Origin of the sequence: Proteus sp. G2673, from assembly GCF_009915125.1 — a bacterium.
GTDB lineage: Bacteria > Pseudomonadota > Gammaproteobacteria > Enterobacterales > Enterobacteriaceae > Proteus > Proteus penneri.
The window spans coordinates 1-18409 of the sequence record NZ_JAABLT010000016.1 but is presented as its reverse complement, the minus strand read 5'-3'; the positions used below and the strand labels follow the sequence as shown (position 1 = coordinate 18409).

The 18409-nt window shown below is 34.3% G+C and carries 14 protein-coding genes; 1 reads left to right on the top strand and 13 read right to left on the bottom strand.

Annotation, left to right across the window (positions count from 1 at the left end):
* Positions 1–718: 718 nt before the first annotated feature.
* Positions 719–1027, bottom strand: coding sequence for a helix-turn-helix domain-containing protein (locus GWI59_RS08010; RefSeq protein WP_006533899.1), 309 nt, complete (start codon positions 1025–1027; stop codon positions 719–721).
* Between the two features lie 660 nt (positions 1028–1687).
* On the opposite strand from GWI59_RS08010, the gene GWI59_RS08005 reads away from it, so the two are divergent.
* Complete coding sequence (locus tag GWI59_RS08005) at positions 1688–1981, top strand: helix-turn-helix domain-containing protein (protein WP_161671257.1); 294 nt, start codon at positions 1688–1690, stop codon at positions 1979–1981.
* 430 nt (positions 1982–2411) lie between these two features.
* Here GWI59_RS08005 and GWI59_RS08000 read toward each other — a convergent pair whose 3' ends face one another.
* The 12 genes from GWI59_RS08000 to GWI59_RS07945 form a co-directional block, all read right to left on the bottom strand.
* A complete protein-coding gene (locus GWI59_RS08000; RefSeq protein ID WP_109848295.1) occupies positions 2412–3788 on the bottom strand; it encodes a VasL domain-containing protein in 1377 nt (458 codons plus the stop codon).
* Between the two features lie 84 nt (positions 3789–3872).
* A complete protein-coding gene (tssE, locus tag GWI59_RS07995; RefSeq protein ID WP_109848294.1) occupies positions 3873–4301 on the bottom strand; it encodes a type VI secretion system baseplate subunit TssE in 429 nt (142 codons plus the stop codon).
* 2 nt (positions 4302–4303) lie between these two features.
* Complete coding sequence (gene tssJ, locus GWI59_RS07990; RefSeq protein WP_109400158.1) at positions 4304–4867, bottom strand: type VI secretion system lipoprotein TssJ; 564 nt, start codon at positions 4865–4867, stop codon at positions 4304–4306.
* Complete coding sequence (gene tssG, locus GWI59_RS07985) at positions 4842–5939, bottom strand: type VI secretion system baseplate subunit TssG (protein ID WP_109848293.1); 1098 nt, start codon at positions 5937–5939, stop codon at positions 4842–4844. Before tssG ends, tssJ begins: the two co-directional genes overlap by 26 nt.
* Entirely contained in the window at positions 5903–7666 is a 1764-nt protein-coding gene (gene tssF, locus GWI59_RS07980; protein WP_109848292.1) for a type VI secretion system baseplate subunit TssF, read from the bottom strand. The genes tssG and tssF overlap by 37 nt, the downstream gene beginning before the upstream one ends.
* A 32-nt stretch (positions 7667–7698) precedes the next feature.
* Positions 7699–9318, bottom strand: a complete 1620-nt coding sequence (gene tssA / locus GWI59_RS07975) for a type VI secretion system protein TssA (protein WP_161671260.1) — start codon at positions 9316–9318, stop codon at positions 7699–7701.
* Positions 9319–9363: 45 nt separating this feature from the next.
* Positions 9364–12684, bottom strand: coding sequence for an ImcF-related family protein (locus GWI59_RS07970; protein ID WP_109848290.1), 3321 nt, complete (start codon positions 12682–12684; stop codon positions 9364–9366).
* Complete coding sequence (locus GWI59_RS07965) at positions 12684–14081, bottom strand: hypothetical protein (protein ID WP_161724417.1); 1398 nt, start codon at positions 14079–14081, stop codon at positions 12684–12686. The genes GWI59_RS07970 and GWI59_RS07965 overlap by 1 nt, the downstream gene beginning before the upstream one ends.
* Positions 14082–14336, bottom strand: coding sequence for a PAAR domain-containing protein (locus tag GWI59_RS07960; RefSeq protein ID WP_072063441.1), 255 nt, complete (start codon positions 14334–14336; stop codon positions 14082–14084).
* 198 nt (positions 14337–14534) lie between these two features.
* On the bottom strand, positions 14535–15305 hold the full coding sequence (locus GWI59_RS07955; RefSeq protein ID WP_109848288.1) for a T6SS immunity protein Tli3 family protein: 771 nt from the start codon (positions 15303–15305) through the stop codon (positions 14535–14537).
* A gap of 65 nt (positions 15306–15370) precedes the next feature.
* On the bottom strand, positions 15371–17572 hold the full coding sequence (locus tag GWI59_RS07950) for a T6SS effector phospholipase Tle3 domain-containing protein (RefSeq protein WP_161724415.1): 2202 nt from the start codon (positions 17570–17572) through the stop codon (positions 15371–15373).
* Positions 17569–18324, bottom strand: a complete 756-nt coding sequence (locus GWI59_RS07945; RefSeq protein WP_161724413.1) for a T6SS immunity protein Tli3 family protein — start codon at positions 18322–18324, stop codon at positions 17569–17571. Before GWI59_RS07945 ends, GWI59_RS07950 begins: the two co-directional genes overlap by 4 nt.
* Between the last annotated feature and the right edge of the window lie 85 nt (positions 18325–18409).

The window sequence follows — 18409 nt, the reverse complement described above, 5'->3', positions numbered from 1 at the left end:
AATGAAATCAGTATGTAACGCCCTTCTAAGCCGTAGGTCACAGGTTCGAATCCTGTAGGGCGTACCATTTAAAATCAATAGGTTACATTCATTTAAAATTCTCTACTTTTCTTAAGTGGGACGGATTTGTGTCGTTATTACTAAGAATGTCATTAATTTTACGTACATGTTCTGTTAAGTGAGCGCATTTTATCAAGCTATAAACTATTATTTTGTTTCTATCAAATAAGCATTTCGCTATTAAATTCTTTCATTTATATTTCTATAAATAATCCAAATTATTATTAATAATATTTTTTATCCAATTACCACTATATCAGAGCTAGAAAAAATAGTGGTTTATTCATTACAAATTTAAATTAAATAATATATAAATTTTTTAATGTTACATATATTAAATATTAATTAATAAAAAATACTATGGTATTTTTATATTGGTGTTTATAGGTGTAAATAAGAATTAGTAGATTAATAAAAACCATTGTTAATGATTTGTGTTTTTTGTGTTGTAAATAAATTAAGTAATCAAACGATTGATTTTATAATAACGTATTCTTATTTTAATAGGAATATTAGTATAAAAAACAATCTTACGCTTAAGGTTATAATTTTATTTATCTTGTTAAAAGAAGAATAAATTTAATAATTTCAATGTGTTGTGTATATTCTCTTTCTATAAAGTTAAGTTAAATATAAAACTATAAATTTTTATATTTTCTTATTTAAGATGACGTCTTTTTTTATTTCTCAATACAATGACATCACTCGAGTATAATGTTTTTTCTGTCCATGCATTAAGTATTGGTGACATTGTTTCAGAGGTAAGTAATAAACTTTGTGGTGATATACCAAGTATATAAGAAATGGTAATCAGCTGATCTACTGTTATTTTTATATGCCCATTTTCTAAGCGTGAGTAATGTTGCTGGCTAATACCGAGGCGTCGTCCCATTTCAATTCCTGTTAGTTTTAGTTGCTTTCTTTTCTGCTTTATTCGTTGGCCAACAATAGTATTAAGTTCGCTCATATCAATATCTCCTATTTTTTTAAATAATAACGTAAAAAAAACAGCAGATCGATATAAACGATCAAAGTGTGATTATTGATAGTCAATGACTATCAAAAGTTATTTATTAACAGTTTTAAGCAGTTTTACTTAAATCAAATAATTAGATAGATTATATTAATATTTAATAGTTTTTTAGCTTTTTGATAATGTAATAAAACAGTTAATTAAAAATGATTTAAGGTTATTTAACGTTATATACAATAAAATATTTTATTACATTTTTTTGTTTTAAATAAAACCAATTAAGATTATTTTTATCGTTATCACTTTTTAATAATTATATTTTTATTTAAATTAACTTTCTCTTTTTCTATAAAATTAGAACTAAAAATTAACTAATTCATTAATGTTTATTAATTATAAAGTCAATATTTAATACCATGGTGTTACTCTAAATATGATGAATATTAAAATAATATATAGAAATGTAAATTATTTTAAATTTAAAATATCGGAATAACCTTATTAACAAAATTAGTAAAAATAAGTAATGTTACGATTATTCACTAGCTAATGGTCAAGTATTTTCAGTTTATGGTTTGATAGTTTATTAACTATAATTTGGCATTTTATCAATGTAATCATCTAATGATGTAATGAAAAAAGGGGAATGAAGGGATGATTAACACCAGAGTTGGGAATAGAATAAAAATGTTAAGAAGACAATTGAAAATAACAGAAAATGAAATGTCTGAGAGGTTGGGAATAACCATGCTACATTATTCCCAATTAGAGGATGGGTATATAAAAATAACAGTAGATCAGCTGATTACCATTTCTTATATACTTGGTGTTACGCCTCAAAGTCTTATCTTAGAAGCTAAGAAAACAGACTTCATGGTATTTGAGGATAAGCACTCGATAACTCAACCGAGTGAAATAGTTATATTTAGAAAGAAAAAAATTATTTAAAAAACATTGGTATATTACTTGTTGATATTGAGTTTTGATAAGTATATTGATCATTTTTAGTTGTGTTAATTAAAATTATATTTCTCAAAACTCAATAACCAATAGCAAAACAGCCATCTTATTATAGGATGACTTTTTTATATTCATTTTAACACCTTGAAATATAAATAATTAATAATTTTTATTATAATTAGTTTATTAAAAATTAATATTTATTAGTATTGCTAATTGAAACAGAATATAAGTAAGGTATATTTAATTTAAAATTAACTATTTTGGAATGACTTTTTCTTTGTAGTCTAAGATTATTTTAATTAAATCCATGAGGCTAACAAAGGTAGTTCTCCTATAAAGTAAACATATAATACAGCTATTTAATAAATTAATAGTACTAATAAGTACTAAATTCCTTATCAAGTATATTGTTTAATTATTCATAACGTAATAATGAATATCGATTCAATAGTTGTTTAAAATGATTATCTATTTGTTGGTATTCATAGTCTGAAATTGAATTTTGTGTTGGTTGTTTCTCAAGTAAGCGTAACTCTTCTTCTAAAGGTTTAGCTTGATTGAAATGTTGGCGGGCTTTGAAAATGATAGATTTTAATTCAGAGCCTGTGATGTAATTTTTAGGATTACCATCAAAGCTATCTAATCTTTGGCTTAATCTATTAAGTTCACTCATACCTTTAGACCATTGATTGAGTTGTTCATCCGTGGTGGCATTGATTTTTAGATTGTTTTTCCAAAACTGTGTAAATGCTAAAAGCTCTGGATTATCTTCATACTGATCGTTTAAATAGCTGATGACTTCGAGCCCATAACTCTGTGTCCATGTAGGCGAAAGTAATGTGAGTTCATCTAAACGTTTTTTGATCACACCAATTTGTTCTGAATTGAGTGTCTTTGTTATATTTGTACCATTTACTGTTTGTTGTTTAATAAGAGAGCCAGCGTCGGCGTTAATGGTTGGAATATAGGGAAAAGCATCTGTTAGATTGTTATTTTTTAATTCAGATAACCAAAAATAAAATAAGATAAAAAATAATAAACTACTGGCTAGCGTGCCAATTAAAATACCCCGCCATAGCTCCTGCCGAGATGTCTTTTTTATGGGAGACTGTAATGAAATGGATGAGGATATATAGGTTTTTGGTGACGTAATACTTTCTTTTTCATTAAGGGATGCAGATAAATCAGTATCGATAATTTGAGGTGAAATCTCATCTTCTTTATTGACAATAGAAGATAATTCGGGAGAATTAAAATTACTATCTAATGTGTCTGCATTTTCTAATTGTCTTGCTTGAGCAATAATTAAGTTCTCTAGATAATCAAATTGAACAAGATGTTTAATTTCTAATATTTGAAGATGATTATTGATACTTTTTAATAATTCTTCAATTTGATAAAGGATAGGCAAGTCAGAATAAACAAAAGCCGTTCCACGAATACCAGAGACTAGCTGTTGACTTAAGGAAGAAAGAATATTGATACGCGTATGTGTTTGTACAGGCCATAATGTTTGCCAATGTTGGATAAATATTTTATGAATAAGGTAAAGTCCTTCATTTAAACCATCAAGCCCAGTTTGATTCTGGCGACATACAACAAACCAAGATGCAGTTTGAAGATCGACACCATTTTGATTAAATAAAGAGATACACAATTCATGGACATATTGCCAATTAATATCTGGGCGAGCTGGATGAAAACGTTTATCAAGCTCTTCTTTAATAGCAATAAATTGATTAAATACGCGAGGATCACTTCCAATTGAAAGTGAATCTAAGTAAGAATTCATATTTTCCTCAAGGTAAATGATGATCTTAATAAGATAAAAACAAATCTAAAAAAAGAAAATTAAGAATAAGGGTAAGAAATAACATTATGACAAATAAGATTGTTTTTTTAAATGATGAAGAAATATTCTTCCATCAGGTGAGAACTCAGTACCATAACGAATAAGTCCTCTTTCATGTAATTCAATATCTAAAGAATAACATAATTTTCCAAATTCATTTTCAGGTAATATACCTAGTGTAACTGACTTTATTCTCGGTTCATATTTTAGTAATGTTGTTGATAATATAGACATTACTTTATGTGAACTTCCAGGTAGTCCTTGAATTATTTTACTCATATCAGGTAACCCATAATCAGGTAGATGTTTTAATGTTCCTGCTCGTGAATTTAATATTCGACGAATATTATCCATAATAGAAAGAATAACCTGATCTTCTTCTGATATAGAATCAACAGGTAATCCTCCTGAAAAATAACCCGTTAGCATTTCATAGAGAGAAGGTTGTGACATCGTTATTTTTTATCCAAAGGTTGTAATATTAGTGTATTTTCAGAAAGTTCAATTTTACGTGCTTTATCAGGATCGAGTTCGTTTTTAGGAATAACAATTCGCCAGTTGTTTTTAGCTTCATTAGGTGTATGAAACATTGTAGCAATAGCGACAAATTCAGTTTCTTTTTCCATTGGCATATCGAGAGAAATAGATTCACCAGGGCGAATACGTAAATCTTTTTGTGCTAATAAAGAGGATTTTAAAACGTCGTCATTTTGATTAAACAGTGAAAGATAATCGCTATTATTAAAAGTATCTGCTGACTTTAGTTGAAATACTCGAACAATGACAGAAAGTGATGAACCATTATCATCAGTATTAAGTGCTTCTCTTGCGGTAAAGTCCAAATGCAATATTTTGATCTGTTTATAAAAAATAGATTTTGTTAAAGAGACAGTACCATCACTGATGGTTTGTGTTAAACCACAGCCTGCGATTGCAAACGTTACGATAAATAGCAGTGCTAATCTGCGAGTAGAAGAAAGAAATGTTTGCGATTTAAAATTGATAATTGCCATATTCATCACTTTTATAATGTTGAGTGCGGTGGGTTAGATATTGATAAAAACCAAGTCCAATGGTGATAAAAGATGCAGGGCGAGTTTTTTCAATCTGGCTGTAAGGCCGCATAACAGCGGTTCTACCTAATTGTACCCCTTGATTTTTAGAGGTACTTAATGTTGCATCAGGTAATAAATGTCTGGGTAATGTTAAACGTAGTCGCGCATTAACTCTTGATCCCAAATAAACACGAAGTAATGCCATAAAATCCTGATAAATGTTGCCATCTGGTAACCAACCTTTTGCTTCTTCCTTGTTTTCGGTGTGTAGCTTTATTAATACTTGGCTATTTACATCAATAGCATAACGACCTAAAACAGGTTTATTTTCTAATGTTGCAGGTTGTGTGCACGACATGATTGTGAGAGTGTCGAGTGCAATTCTTCGGGGATCGTGAGGTACAATACTGACTTTTGTTGATGGTGCTAATAATTTTACTAATGCACTAATACCTTCGGCTGTACGTGTTGGTAAACGTAAGATCCCTAATAGTGCCAAAAAGCGAGATAAAGGTGATTGCACATGATTAGCACAACCTGGAATGCCTAAACCAATTAAGCCATAAAGATATTGCGATGTTTTATCTGATCCACCTTCTCCAAAAGTCGCAGGATAAGAATATTTGCGCCAGATACGATAAAATTGGGTAGTAAGACGGTGGTTAAAAATATCTAAAAAGTCAGTGAGTGAATCTGTACCATCGCGGTATTGTGCAATATCGTCAAGGTAAGCTGTTGGCAGTGGTGATGTAATACCATAAAGTCCCAAAAAAGTAGTATGTAAGCTTGGTATTGTGCTTTTTCGATATTTGTCTAGGGGGTCAGTTCCTTTGATCTCTGTGGCAGGAAAACCCATGCCACGATGTGGGCGAAAACGAATAGGATCAGTTTTCGGATCATGAGAACTCCCTAATTCAGGTAATTCGGGGTTGGATTTTTCAAGTAATTGGCAAAAGCGGTAGAAATTCACATAAGGTAATTTTTCACCTAAAGCCTGAATTAGCGAGGTAGCTGTGGATTGTGGCTTTCTTTCCATTGAATTCGTTTTCCTGTTGGCAAAATAATCAGCGTTAATTGATTAAAAAGATGAACATCAGCATAAAGTGCAAAAAAGCGATTAAGCATTTCTCCAAATAAATGAATATCACCTTCACCATTAAAACCATTGCTATCAATCGTGACTTCGATATCAATACCTCGCTGTAAAAAACCTTTCTCAAAGCGTTCAATTAAATGATGTTCTACATGAATAATGGCATCGAGTTTTCTATGGTTCATATCATCATCTCGCCAATCATAAAGTGCGAGAGTGCCTTGTAATACTTCAGCATTATCCATCATGTTAAGAAAGCTAGAGCCTAAATGGCTTAGTACTCGCCAGTGGAAGCGATCTTCTGAAGGAGGATAAAGAGGAAGTGTTGGCTTGCACAAATTACATACCGTTAATGGGATCTGTAAGGTTTGTTCTGTTCTATCAAGTAAGGTACTTTGTAGTGCTTTGCGAGGTAATTGCCCATTCGTGCCAGTAAGTTGTAATGACAGGGTTTCTGTTTGAGTTGTTAAATCAATCTCTTGTTGTTCCCCTCCTAGTATAAGCCAAGTATCATGAAGACCTGTAACACCACGCTTCACTCGGGTGTGATAATAACGTTCAGGTGCATTATGCCGTAACATACCACCACGATGACGAAAGCTAGTAAAGGGGACATAAACCGCTTCATTTGTACGCTGAGAACCATATACGCTATCAACACTATAGATTTCAGTATGCCCATCTTGAACACGACGAGGTCGTAATAAATATTCACTTTCCAATCTATTAACAGTCAGTGGATCGGCTTCTATATTAAAAAGGTTGATAACGGGGATGCAATGTAAACGTATATTTTCCTCATTTAATGTAAGAGAGTTATCCCACAATGTATTGAGAACAATATCTAATTCAAATTCAGATGTTTCTTCAGGAAAATGGATATCATCTAATCCATTAAGTGAAACAAACATAAACTTTTCACGGAAAGAAAAATATTCGAGTAATAATTGATAGCCACTAAATGTGGTGTCTCCTTTAGGCCAAAGAGTGTCTGTATTCTTAAATCCTCCTGGTGAAAAATAGAGAGGGATTGCTATTCTATCTTTTGACTGAGGGAGCTTTAGATAAGTTTTGGCAACTTGTTTAGTTAATGCTAAATGCAGTGCATTAGTTGTTGGAATATCGCCAGATAAATAAAACGAGAGTTCATGAAGGCTCACTTCAGGCCAATTAATCATTTCACTGCATTTAAATTTTAACCGAATAGCTGAACGCCCATCTGGCTCGGTAGTTAAATTTACAGCAGCAATTTTTATTGGATTAAGCGTTAAATCTTGTGTTGTTCGATAGTGACAAATCGTTTTTTTAGGACCGATAGGGCGGGAAAGAACCTCAAATTGAGCAGGTATTTTATCCGTCATTTTCATTTTTTGAATGTCAGGGGCTAATTCAACAATGGATAATGATGGAATTATTTGTAAATAATGAGGCCATAATAAACTGACAAGACCTTCTGTTAACTCAGGTAAATCATCATCAATTTTTTGTCTTAATTGCCCCATTGAGAAAGCAAAACCTTCAAATAAACGCTCAACAAAAGGATCGGGGGTGCCGGCTTTATCCAAATCGAGCATTGCCGCTCTATCGGGATGTGCTTGCGCGAACTCTTTGGCGGCTTCTCTAAGATAGCGCATTTCTGCATCAAAATAGCGAAGGGTTAAATCATCCATTAATTTGATACCTTGATTTTTCGAGTAAAAGATTAGGAATATAAAATTGCAGAGCGAACGGGATCGATAGCGGTTAATTCACTGAGTAATAGTTCCATCTGTTGTTCTATGCGGGATTTATCTGAGGTGTTACGTTGAATTTTGGCTCGGAAAAGATGAAGTTGTCGTGCCTTCACTTCAAAAATATAGTTGGGTTCCCATTGTGTTAACGACATAGAAAGTGCTTTTTTATCGAGTTCGCGCAATAAATTTAATGCCAGATCGTGGCGAGCGAATTGTTCTGCTATTCGTGCCATTATGAGATTTAATAACCATTTTTGTCTTGAAGTGCTGATATCAGGGCGATGTTGTAGCCATTTTAATGCAACGTCTATACCTTCATTATCAGCTTGTAAGATAGCTTCGGTTTCTAATGCCAGTATTGATTGATCTTCAGATTGATTAGGAACATTAGTTGATAACCCTTGCATGACATCAAAGTTTTCTTCCATAACCTGTTGTTTTATCCAACTTAATGTGACTTCATCGGCAAATGGCGTGCCATCTTCCCATGAGAGTTTCTCTAAATCAGGAAGACGGGTAAGGAATTGTTTTAAATCGTTTTTTATAATATCAGACCATGCATTCCAAGGCGCAGGGGATTTACTAAGTGCTTGATAGAGATACCATTGCACATCTAACCAAAAATGGTTAACACCTTCTGCAAAAAGCTTATCCGCTTGCTCCGCCAGTTCCCCCCAGCTTTGTTGTAAATAGAGGCGTTTAAGTTGTGCTCTTGCATCGGTTCTTGGTGGTGAAAGGCGAGTACGACCTTGCTGATCTTGTGGTGGAAGTTGATGGATCGTATCCCATCTCACCACTTTCATTAATCTATGTCCTGCTAACCAACCATGAGATTGATTACGTAGATAATTAGCGAGCATTTTGGATTGTTCTAATAATTCACGACCCGACTGTATGGTCTCTATTGGTGTGCTCTGTGAAATTGAAGGAGAAGTGGAACTGTTGTAAGTTGGATCAGTCCGACTAATGTTTTGTGGGACTAATGAATTTGTCCCGCCTGATTGAGCTAGGCGTTTTTCGAGTGCTTGATATAATCCTGAAAATTGTGGCTTTTCAGTTTCATTCCATGTTCCAAGCTCTGTTTCAATGTTGGCTAATAAGGCGATAATACGAGAAAATTCATTATGATCGACCTCGGGATAAAGCGATAAGCTATCTAAAACACGTTGCCCAGATAACCACTCTAAAGCAGATTTCCGACTAGTGGCTCGGCTCGGTAATAATGTGTCGTGATAGCGAATAAGTAATCCAGCCAAAAGCCCCAAAGAATCGGCAAGTCCGTGTTCACCTTCTTTGTGCAAGCGTGCCCAAATATAATAAGTTACAACTCGCATATCTTTGCAGGTATTAAGTAGCAACTTTTCAGCAAGTAAACAAATGAGCTCCGTATCGGCACCAGAGAGTTTATTAACTTCTTCTTTCATTCGCTCAAAGTCATCTTCATAGCTGGGATCATCACCAACAGGTTGATTAGGCGTAATGGGTAATAGCCAACGATCCCATAAACTGATTTGTTGTTGAGCAAGTTGTTGCGCTTTGTTTGTATCATCAGCAAAGCATGATGAGATTAAGGTATCCAATAAGGACATAGTGAGCGTATTTCCTTTTGAGATATTAGGGAATGTGATTTTTATTTAATCCAAAAAAATTTTTTCTGGTAACACAAAATTACGGAGTTGTAAGAGTGCAATTGGACCCTCACCCATTTCTGTTCTTAAGGTGTAGTTAAGTGACTGTCCATTTAAGGTTTTCCAACTGACAGAATAACTGCTGGTGTTACCGGCATAAGGGGTGATATTGGCATCTTCCAATAAACGGATAATGCCCCAGACGCCACGATAATCGCCATAAATACGTGTGCCTGTATTCGTTGTGATCCAACTGAGCGATGCACCAGAGGCAACGGTATCTGCTGGCCAAACAAAGCGCTGCCATTGCGGTTGTTGGTTATCATAGATAAGAGACTGTTTATCTATCATAAGATGGGTTTGCATGATGTTTGGAGATGTCCCAGGGCGTAATTCAAAGTAAAGACGCGCTTCACCATTCGCAAAAACCACATCCCCTAAGTAGCTTAGTTTATCTAAGGCTTTTAAGAACTCGGGATTAAACGTTAAGCCTTGGGCATTGGTGGTATCGGGTACCCAGTGCGTCCCTTCTTTATGTAAAACACCGCTAAGGTGAGTCTCAAGAAAACGTTGAATACGCCCATTATCAGGGCGTAAATATTGCGCCATAAGAGGCAGTGAGATTTCACTTTGCGTATTTTTGAGTGGATAACGTCCACCAAAGGCGCTATTCCAGTCATTCACAACCGCATTTCGCCATTGGGTATTGATACCTTGCGCAGTCGGCGCTAATAGCTGTTGCCATGCTTGAGATATCGGTTGTACCAGTAGTGTTTGCCCAAAGCCATTCCACTCTTGACCAAAGCTTGCGGCGATTAAGCTTCCGTAATCTTGTGTTTCGGATAAATCGACCGTTTTTCCTTCGAAAACACTGCGGGCTAAGGCTTGAGACATCGCTTGGGGATCAGGTGCATTAACTACTTGTTGGAGTTTTAAACGTACTCGCGTTACACGTGTAAGATAAGCTTGTAAGCTTAATGCATCACTATTTTGTACTGCAGATTGCGGATCAGTAAAAGCCAGTATCGGTGCAAAAACAGGCTCTAGAGGGCCTGTGAACGCTGCTTTTTGGCTAATTACTGGTTGTTGCTCTTTGTTTAATAAATCTTTGGCGGAATTCACAAAAGAGTCAGCGAGCTTTTCTTGCTGGCGACCGGTTTTACCTTGATAAGAAAGCGTATTCATCAGTGCAATAATGGGGGACTGTCTGATATCGCTCATAAGTGTGAGTTGATCAATTGTATCAGATAAACTCTGTGTTTCTCGCCACTGTAACCCATTGAGAAAGCTTAACCAACTGCCCGAAAAATCATTAAAATAGCGCTCGGTGAGATTTTGTTGCAGTTTTTCAGGTGAGATATCAATATCGGCCTCTTTTTGTGTGTCACTCAATACCCAATCTATTTCTTCTCGTCTTTCATGAACGGCTTTTTTAATCGCAGGTTCAATCGACTCTTCCCAGGCTTTACGCGTAAAAATACCGGGTATCGTTTCAGTGGTGCTGAGTAAGAAACTGACATCGGTATCCCCCGTCATATCATCTAGCGTCATATCCGCAAAGTTATGTTGGGCTTGCTGTAAGATTTTTTGGTAAAGCGCAGATTCACCATTACGTTGACCAATTTGTCGTATAAGAATAGTGCGACTTCCGGCGACTAAAGTACGATTAGGTTTGATAGTCCATTCATTATGATACGGCAATTGAGAGGCATAGAAGGTTAATAGCTCAGTGCCTAATGTTTGCCATTCACCGTCTTTTAGATCTTCATTTTGATGCCAAATATTGAGTACATTTTCAGTAAAAAAAGTGGGTTCGATACGAGACGGCTCACTCATCATTAAATAAGCTTTCAATATTTGATAAGCAGATTGCGCGCCTTCTATGCGTTCAGCACTTTCGGGTGGAAGCTGCACAAAGCTTTGAAGATAAGCTTCGAGGCGCTGTTGGGTCGAGTCACGTAATAATGGCAACATGGACTGGCTATAAACCGGCCATAAATGATGGAGCAATTGATTGTTACTACTTAAGCCAAAGCGTAACCAAAATGGCACCGCAGTCTGTTCGCGATAACTCAATAACCCTAATGTTTGTTGCAATCCATATTGGGCTTGTAAACGCGCAAGTTCAGACTGGTGATTGTCTGTTGCCAACTGCGCTTGTTGCTGGCTTTGAGTAATTAATTGGCGATTCATAAAGTAAGAGACCACCATACCAATGCCCCACAACGTCATGGCCGTTGCGACGGTATATTGCAAAATACGTTTTGAATTTAAACCTAACGGTGAAGCTTTTAATTGTGGTGGAAGTTGTTTATTTGCAGAGAGTAGCGCTTTCCAGTGTGTATTCTCTGTCCATTGGTTATTTAACGATGTCGTGGAAGATGAAGATAGATTCTCACGAACAGGTGTACTAAAGAGCATGCCCGCAAAGGGTAATGAGCGATAACCCGATAAAAGTGGCGCTAAATTATTGGCGAGTTCTTCACATCCTTCATGCTGTAAAAAACGGGCTAAAGCTAATAAATAAGTGTGTGTTTGATTATGTAATACGGCTTGTGTGCCTTGCTCAATAAGTGCAGGTAAGCATTTTTTTAAGTCAGTAGACAGCTCTTCAGAAGTGGTTTTTAATGGCACAGAATAAAGTACTGTAGGTGTTTCATCTGCGGTTATTTCACCGTTATTACTGACGTTCCATAGCCAAATAGGCGCCTGCCAGCGTAATTGACGAAAGAGCTGGTGGAAATAACGGCTTGCGATGTCTGTATTGGCTGGGTTTAAGTGATTAAATAAAGAATGGCCCAATGGTTGTTGCGATAGACTATTCTCAGAGACCCAAATAACCGCATCAAGCGGACGGCGGCGACGCAGTTGTTTTAAATCTTGAATTAAATTTTCATCAATAGGTTGATGGATATCGCCACCATAGATAAGCAACGTACCGTTGTTTTCTTGCCAGCGTTCAGTCGTTAGATTAGGAGCGAGTTTTTCAATAGAAGAGGAGGTGCCAATAAGGAGTTGGATTGATAATTTAGTTTTGTAAATAAAAGAACCATTTTCTTTTATATTTAAGGTGTTGTTTTTTTTGTTGGTTATATTTTCTTTATCATTATTTTCATCGTCAATATCTATAGTAATCTTGGGTTTTAAATAACGAGAAAGAAAAAAAAGGACAATTAAAGAGAGTGTAATTGAAAAAACTAATAAGTAAGATTGTGTTGCAGTTATCGATACTTTATTAAATATGACAAATAAAAATACAATTGTAGTTAATATAATTATTGAAAGAATGATAAATATTGAAATATATCGAGTTATTTTTGATTTCATTATAAATTCCATTTTTTATTGAGCGTTTTTAAAAAATAAAATTTCCAGTAAAAATTAATGTAAATTTTTTTAATCACACTAATTATTATAATAGTAAAAAGAAACGAAGTTGAAATAATGATTATTCTTTCATTATCAAACTCTACATTTTCAATGTTATTTTTAATAACAATGGAAATAAAAGTGAAAAAACCCACAAGAACTGTACCTATTGGGAATGATGATTTTGGTATGTTTGCATAATGATTTTTAATATATGATTTTTTAGTTCCTATTGTTTGGCAGTAGTAGATGCCATCTAGTTTATAAAATAAAAGCTGGCTATTTTTTCTGAATTTTGATAGGGAAATTAGTGCTACTAAATGATATATGGATAATTCTTTGTAATTGTCTATATATTCATTAAAAAAATAACCTTGTGGATAGCTTTCTAAGGATAATTGATAGCTTTTTTCGTTTCTTAACTTTATTAAGATATTGCTTGAATTTACTTCTTCAATATCAATAAAATTGACCTGTTTTATATCCTTATTACTTTGTTGTCGAATTAATGTCATTGTTTTGATGCTCTCATCTATATTATCCATATTAAATGGCATTGGTTGAAATAATTTTAAAAATCCCTTTCCTTGGTTATGAGATAGTATAATTAAACTTGCAAATTCATTTTCTTCATTAGTAGATAATGAATAGTTGTTGATTGAGAAAATAAATGTAGTTACTTTCTTGCTTCTAATTAAATTTAATTGTTTGCTATAGTCTGGTTTTTTTTGAAAGATGATCTCATAATTATTTAGGTAGTTATCAAAAAATGATTCTAATTTGTTTTTTATAAAGTCACTCTGTTCAAATAAACTATTTATTATAATTAAATGGTTTTCATTTTTACTAATTTTTATATCCTTGATACTATTTGTTAAAAGTTTTACTATATAAAAAACTCTTTCCTCACCAACAATATTTTCTCTTTCTAAATCTATTAATTTATTGTTTGATTTTGTTTTTTCAAATGTGTTTTCGTTATTGAAGTTGGAAATGATTGATGAGTTGTTAGATATTATATTTGAATAGATTAAATATAACTTATCTTGCTTTAACTTTATCCATTTAGTTAGTAAATCGGCTTGCCAAAAACACCAGTAAATATAAAGAGTTTTCTTTATTTCCCAAAATAGAGTGTATGAAGATAATAACAGTAGAGAAATTAAAAAAATAACTGAAGATAATATTACACCATCATGACTTATGATATAACTATTAAAATTTGTTTTTATTATAAATTTCAATATAAAAAAATAAATTAAATTTATAAATAGTATTGTGCTACTTACAGTTAATAATGGAAATGGTTTATTTACCCAATGTGGTGGATTATAAGGAGGTGTCCAATATTTCATTTATATTTCCATATCATTAGAAGTTGAGTAAATAATAGCACCACATTGTGTCTTACAACCATCAAATACAATTCCTTTACCATCCTCATTATAATGTGAGCTACTTTCAATAATTTGATTATCTCCGTGTAGAGGACATGAAACAGTATCATAAAGAAGAGTGGCACTTTTCCCATCAACAATAAGAGTAGAACTTGATGATATAACTTTACCTCCATGTGATGTGGGGTCACCGAGTCGAATAATATTTTTCATTTTATTTTCTCTAAATAGATTTTTTGATATTGTTAATTATAATATTTTGTTTAATCAATTAAATATTGCCTTCTTTAATGGAATAATATTCCCTCTCTTAATTTATCCATGAAAAAATAATAATACTAGGCAAATGAGATTTAACATAAATAATCCTTATTTACATGGTGTTATTTTATTTCGGTATGATGATAAATATTATTTTTTAATTATATAATCTCGCCCATAGTCACCTAGCTTTGACATCGGGGAAATGGAAGGATCACTGCAATCAAATCGGGTTTGTCCTGAAGGTGTTCTTATTCCAGAGAGGGGAGCTTCTAGAGTATGAGGTTTCCATGTTCGATTTTTTATCTCTTCAAGGGTTGGATAGGGCTCTTTTTTCCAATATGAAATATCTAGTGGAATATTTTGGGTAGAAGAATTAAAACTTCCCCCAATATAATAATAGCTATCCGTTACCACAATAGTAAAATAAGTGGTCTCATGTACAGGATTAAGCGTCTTATTCCCAAGCGGTGTAATGAGTGGCATTAATTTTCCTTTAGAATAGAGTAAAACCGAGCTTTGGCAACCATCACGCCGACCTGCGCAACCATGCCAATTACTGGATGTAGCAGGAAAAGCGATATAATCATCCTGTGTGGCAGCCCAAATTAAACGGCCACGAAAGTTACATGCCGAACCGTTATACACTTTAAAGTGGGCTTGCGTTTGTGTGTTGTTATAAAAAGTATAGCCTTCTCGTTTTTCATTAAATTCTTCAAGGGTAAAAAAACGGTGGTCGTCAATACGGTAAATGACCACGGGCGGTTTAAAGGTTTTCCGTAATTCGGCTAATTGACGTTGTTGCTCAATCTTATCTTGTTCTGCTTTAATCGCGGCTTTTTCTTTTAATGATAAACAGCCGGTTAATAGTGTGGCACTAAAAATAAACAGTAATGAGAACTTAATACGATGCAATAACATGGCTTATTCCTTTTAATTGTGCTGATTTATTTAAAGTGATTTTTAGATAATTAATATTTTTTCTTTTATGGCTTTTTTATTATTTCGGGCATTTCAGGTATATCTAATACACCTTTCTCCATATAGCCATCTAAGCCACTTAGCCAATCCGCATATTTTCTTAACTCATCCATTTTTTCTGGACTTCTACCTATTTCACAATAACCAATAGGTAAATCATAAGTGACTACACGACGAAGAAACAGTGAATTTCTTGGTAATGTACCATGATCAGTAGGGCGTTGATTATATTCGCGAATACGTGTTCTCATCTCTTCTAAGGTTTCATATTTTGTAGTTGCATTTTTTTCTTGAGGATCTAATAGTGGATTATTCTGGAGTATTTTCTTCTCTTCTGGGGTGAGTTCAACCCAAATACGATGTTGATAGGTATAGAGATCTTTATAGAAGTAATATTCGGCATCTTTGGGAGTGTAGATATCTAATCCATCATCATAAAGAATTTGCCCATAACCTTGGCCTAAAGGTATCTCTTGTTTCTGATTATCAGCATTGATATTAATTTCAGGGGTTGGTTTATCCTCTTTTTTTTCTATTACGGTAAAATCTTCATCAAAGGTTGCCAATTCGGCTGGTGTAATAGGGTGAGGTACTTCTGGGGCATTAATATTTAGTGAAATATTCGCTGAAGGTTCAGGCCACGCTAAGCCTTCTAATGTTTTGGTATTACTGTCCCAGAAAATATTACCATCACTGAATCGTCTATTTGCATCAGTAAATATGGTTTTGGGGTTAGGTTTTCCACCACAAGGCGTATTACGTGCCAGCATTCTGATATAGGGTGGATGCTCAAGGTCAAATAATGGATGATGCTGTATTTGTCCTCTTTCTTTAGTATTAGGAAGCGGGCACCAACCAATACTTTCTAACGGTGATGAGCCCATTACGCGATCGTGTGGATTACAATAAATATAGAACCGCCCGTGATTATCTCTTTCTTTAATAAATTCACCTTTAGTGAATTTTTCCTTATTTATTTCGATATTTTTTTTATTTTCTTTATTCTCGTTATCTCTAATATCAAGCTTATTCCCTTTATATATAATTACATCAGGAGTCCAACTTTTTTTATCTTCACTTTCTCCGACAACTAGACTTGAATATCCACAAGGCGATCCCTTTAATCTATTTTTGTTTTTTGCAATCTTATTAATGATTGCTTTTAGCGTGGCTTCACGCTGTGCTTGATCAATATTTTCACTGTAAATATAAGAGTAGCTATTTAAGAATTTATCTTCGGTAGCATAGGGAGAATTTAAAACAAACAAACTATCAGGGGCTTCAATTGCTGCTGCGGCTAATGCTATCATCGTGCCTTGGCTGTGTGAAATAATGGTAACGGTATCATGGGAATTGTATTCACGTATTTTCTTGACTAAATTGGCTAGCCGTTTTACAGCATGAGCATAATAGTGACGAGGAGGAGACTTTGTTAATAACCGGTCTGATTCAGGGTTAAAGGTCTGTACATTAAAAGGGATTGGCGTTGGGATCACGGTCCATAACATCGCGAGATTGCTAAAGCCACTCTTACTCCATAAACTGACTAAATTATTACAGCCATTTTGAAATGGCCCTCCACCCCAGAAAAAAGGGCCTTTATGTTTAATTTTTTCATTAATAAAGAGGCGTTTTTTACGATAAGGCAGAGAATTGTATTCTTGTAGAAAATTAAATTTATCTCTATCGTCTAATGTCCATTCTTTCTCATCTTCATTACTGTATTCGGGGTTAAGTATTTCACTGACTAAGCGGTGGTAGCTTTCTCCGGCTTTATTTTTTAATGGAATACAATATTGACCTAAATCTTCATCCGTTGCACGGTATCCCCAATAAAAACGGATCACCGGGGAATTACCTAACTTTTTTAATGTTCGAATGGGCTCTTCATAAATATAATGACTATTATCATAATTTTTTTCATCTAAAATAAATTTGGGTTCATAATATTCATTTTGTTTTAATTGATAATCTGTATTAGTTAAATTTAACCGTTCATTAAGCCCTGAACAAAGTTCGCGTTCAGCATCTTCATACCACTCTCCTTCTGAGTTCACCCCATGAACAAAAATGATAATTCCGGGTAAGTGGGGTTTAGCATGGATTTCTGCTCCAATATTGGCAGCATGGGTGATAGAACGCCATTCTTGACTACCATCAAGGCATTCCTTGGGTTTTAGCCAACGGGTTGGCTTACTATTGCTCATAATTTTTCTGCCTGTGAAATAGGGTAAATAGAAGGGGCGCTGCAATCAAAACGAGTTTGCCCTGAAGGGGTTTTTAGTGTTGAAGAAGGGGATTCTTTATCCCCGAGACTACTATGAACATAATTTGAATCGGTAGGATCAAAATAAAATTTTCGCCACCAAGGTTTAGCTAATTCATCATTAACTTCTCGGCGACTGACAGCGGTTTCCCCTAAATAAAACCCCTCATCGGTTACAATAATATCGAAAAAAGAAGAGTAGTAACCGGGATGATCAGTATGAATACCAAACCCCCCATTTGTGGGTCTAAAGTTTTTCCCACCATCCAAGGTGACAAGAATAGCGTTAACACACCCCCATTTAGTGCCTGCACATTGATCGGTTTTTCGACTCAGTACCGCAGGGAAAACTAAAGCATCATCGCGCTCGGTTGCCCAAATTAGGCGTCCTTGGTATAAACAGGCTGAGCCGTATAATATTTCTTGATGGATATTATTTTTTGTATTGTTGTAATAGGTGATCCCTTCACGTCTTTCATTATATTGCTCCAAGGTAAAAAAGCGGTGGTCATCAATACGGTAAATGACGGTGGGAGGGCCATAACTTTTAATTTCCTCGTCAATTAAACGTTGTTGTTCGCCTCTATCTTGCTCCGCTTTAATTGCAGCTTTTTCTTTTAATGATAAACAGCCGGTTAATAGGGTGGCACCCAAAATAAACAGTAAAGGAAATTTAAGTCGATGTAATAACATGGGTTGTCCTTATTAACATGAAGCTGTTTTATTTTTAAGTTAATGATGATCTTTTATCAGGAGCTAACCAATGGGGTTAGTATTC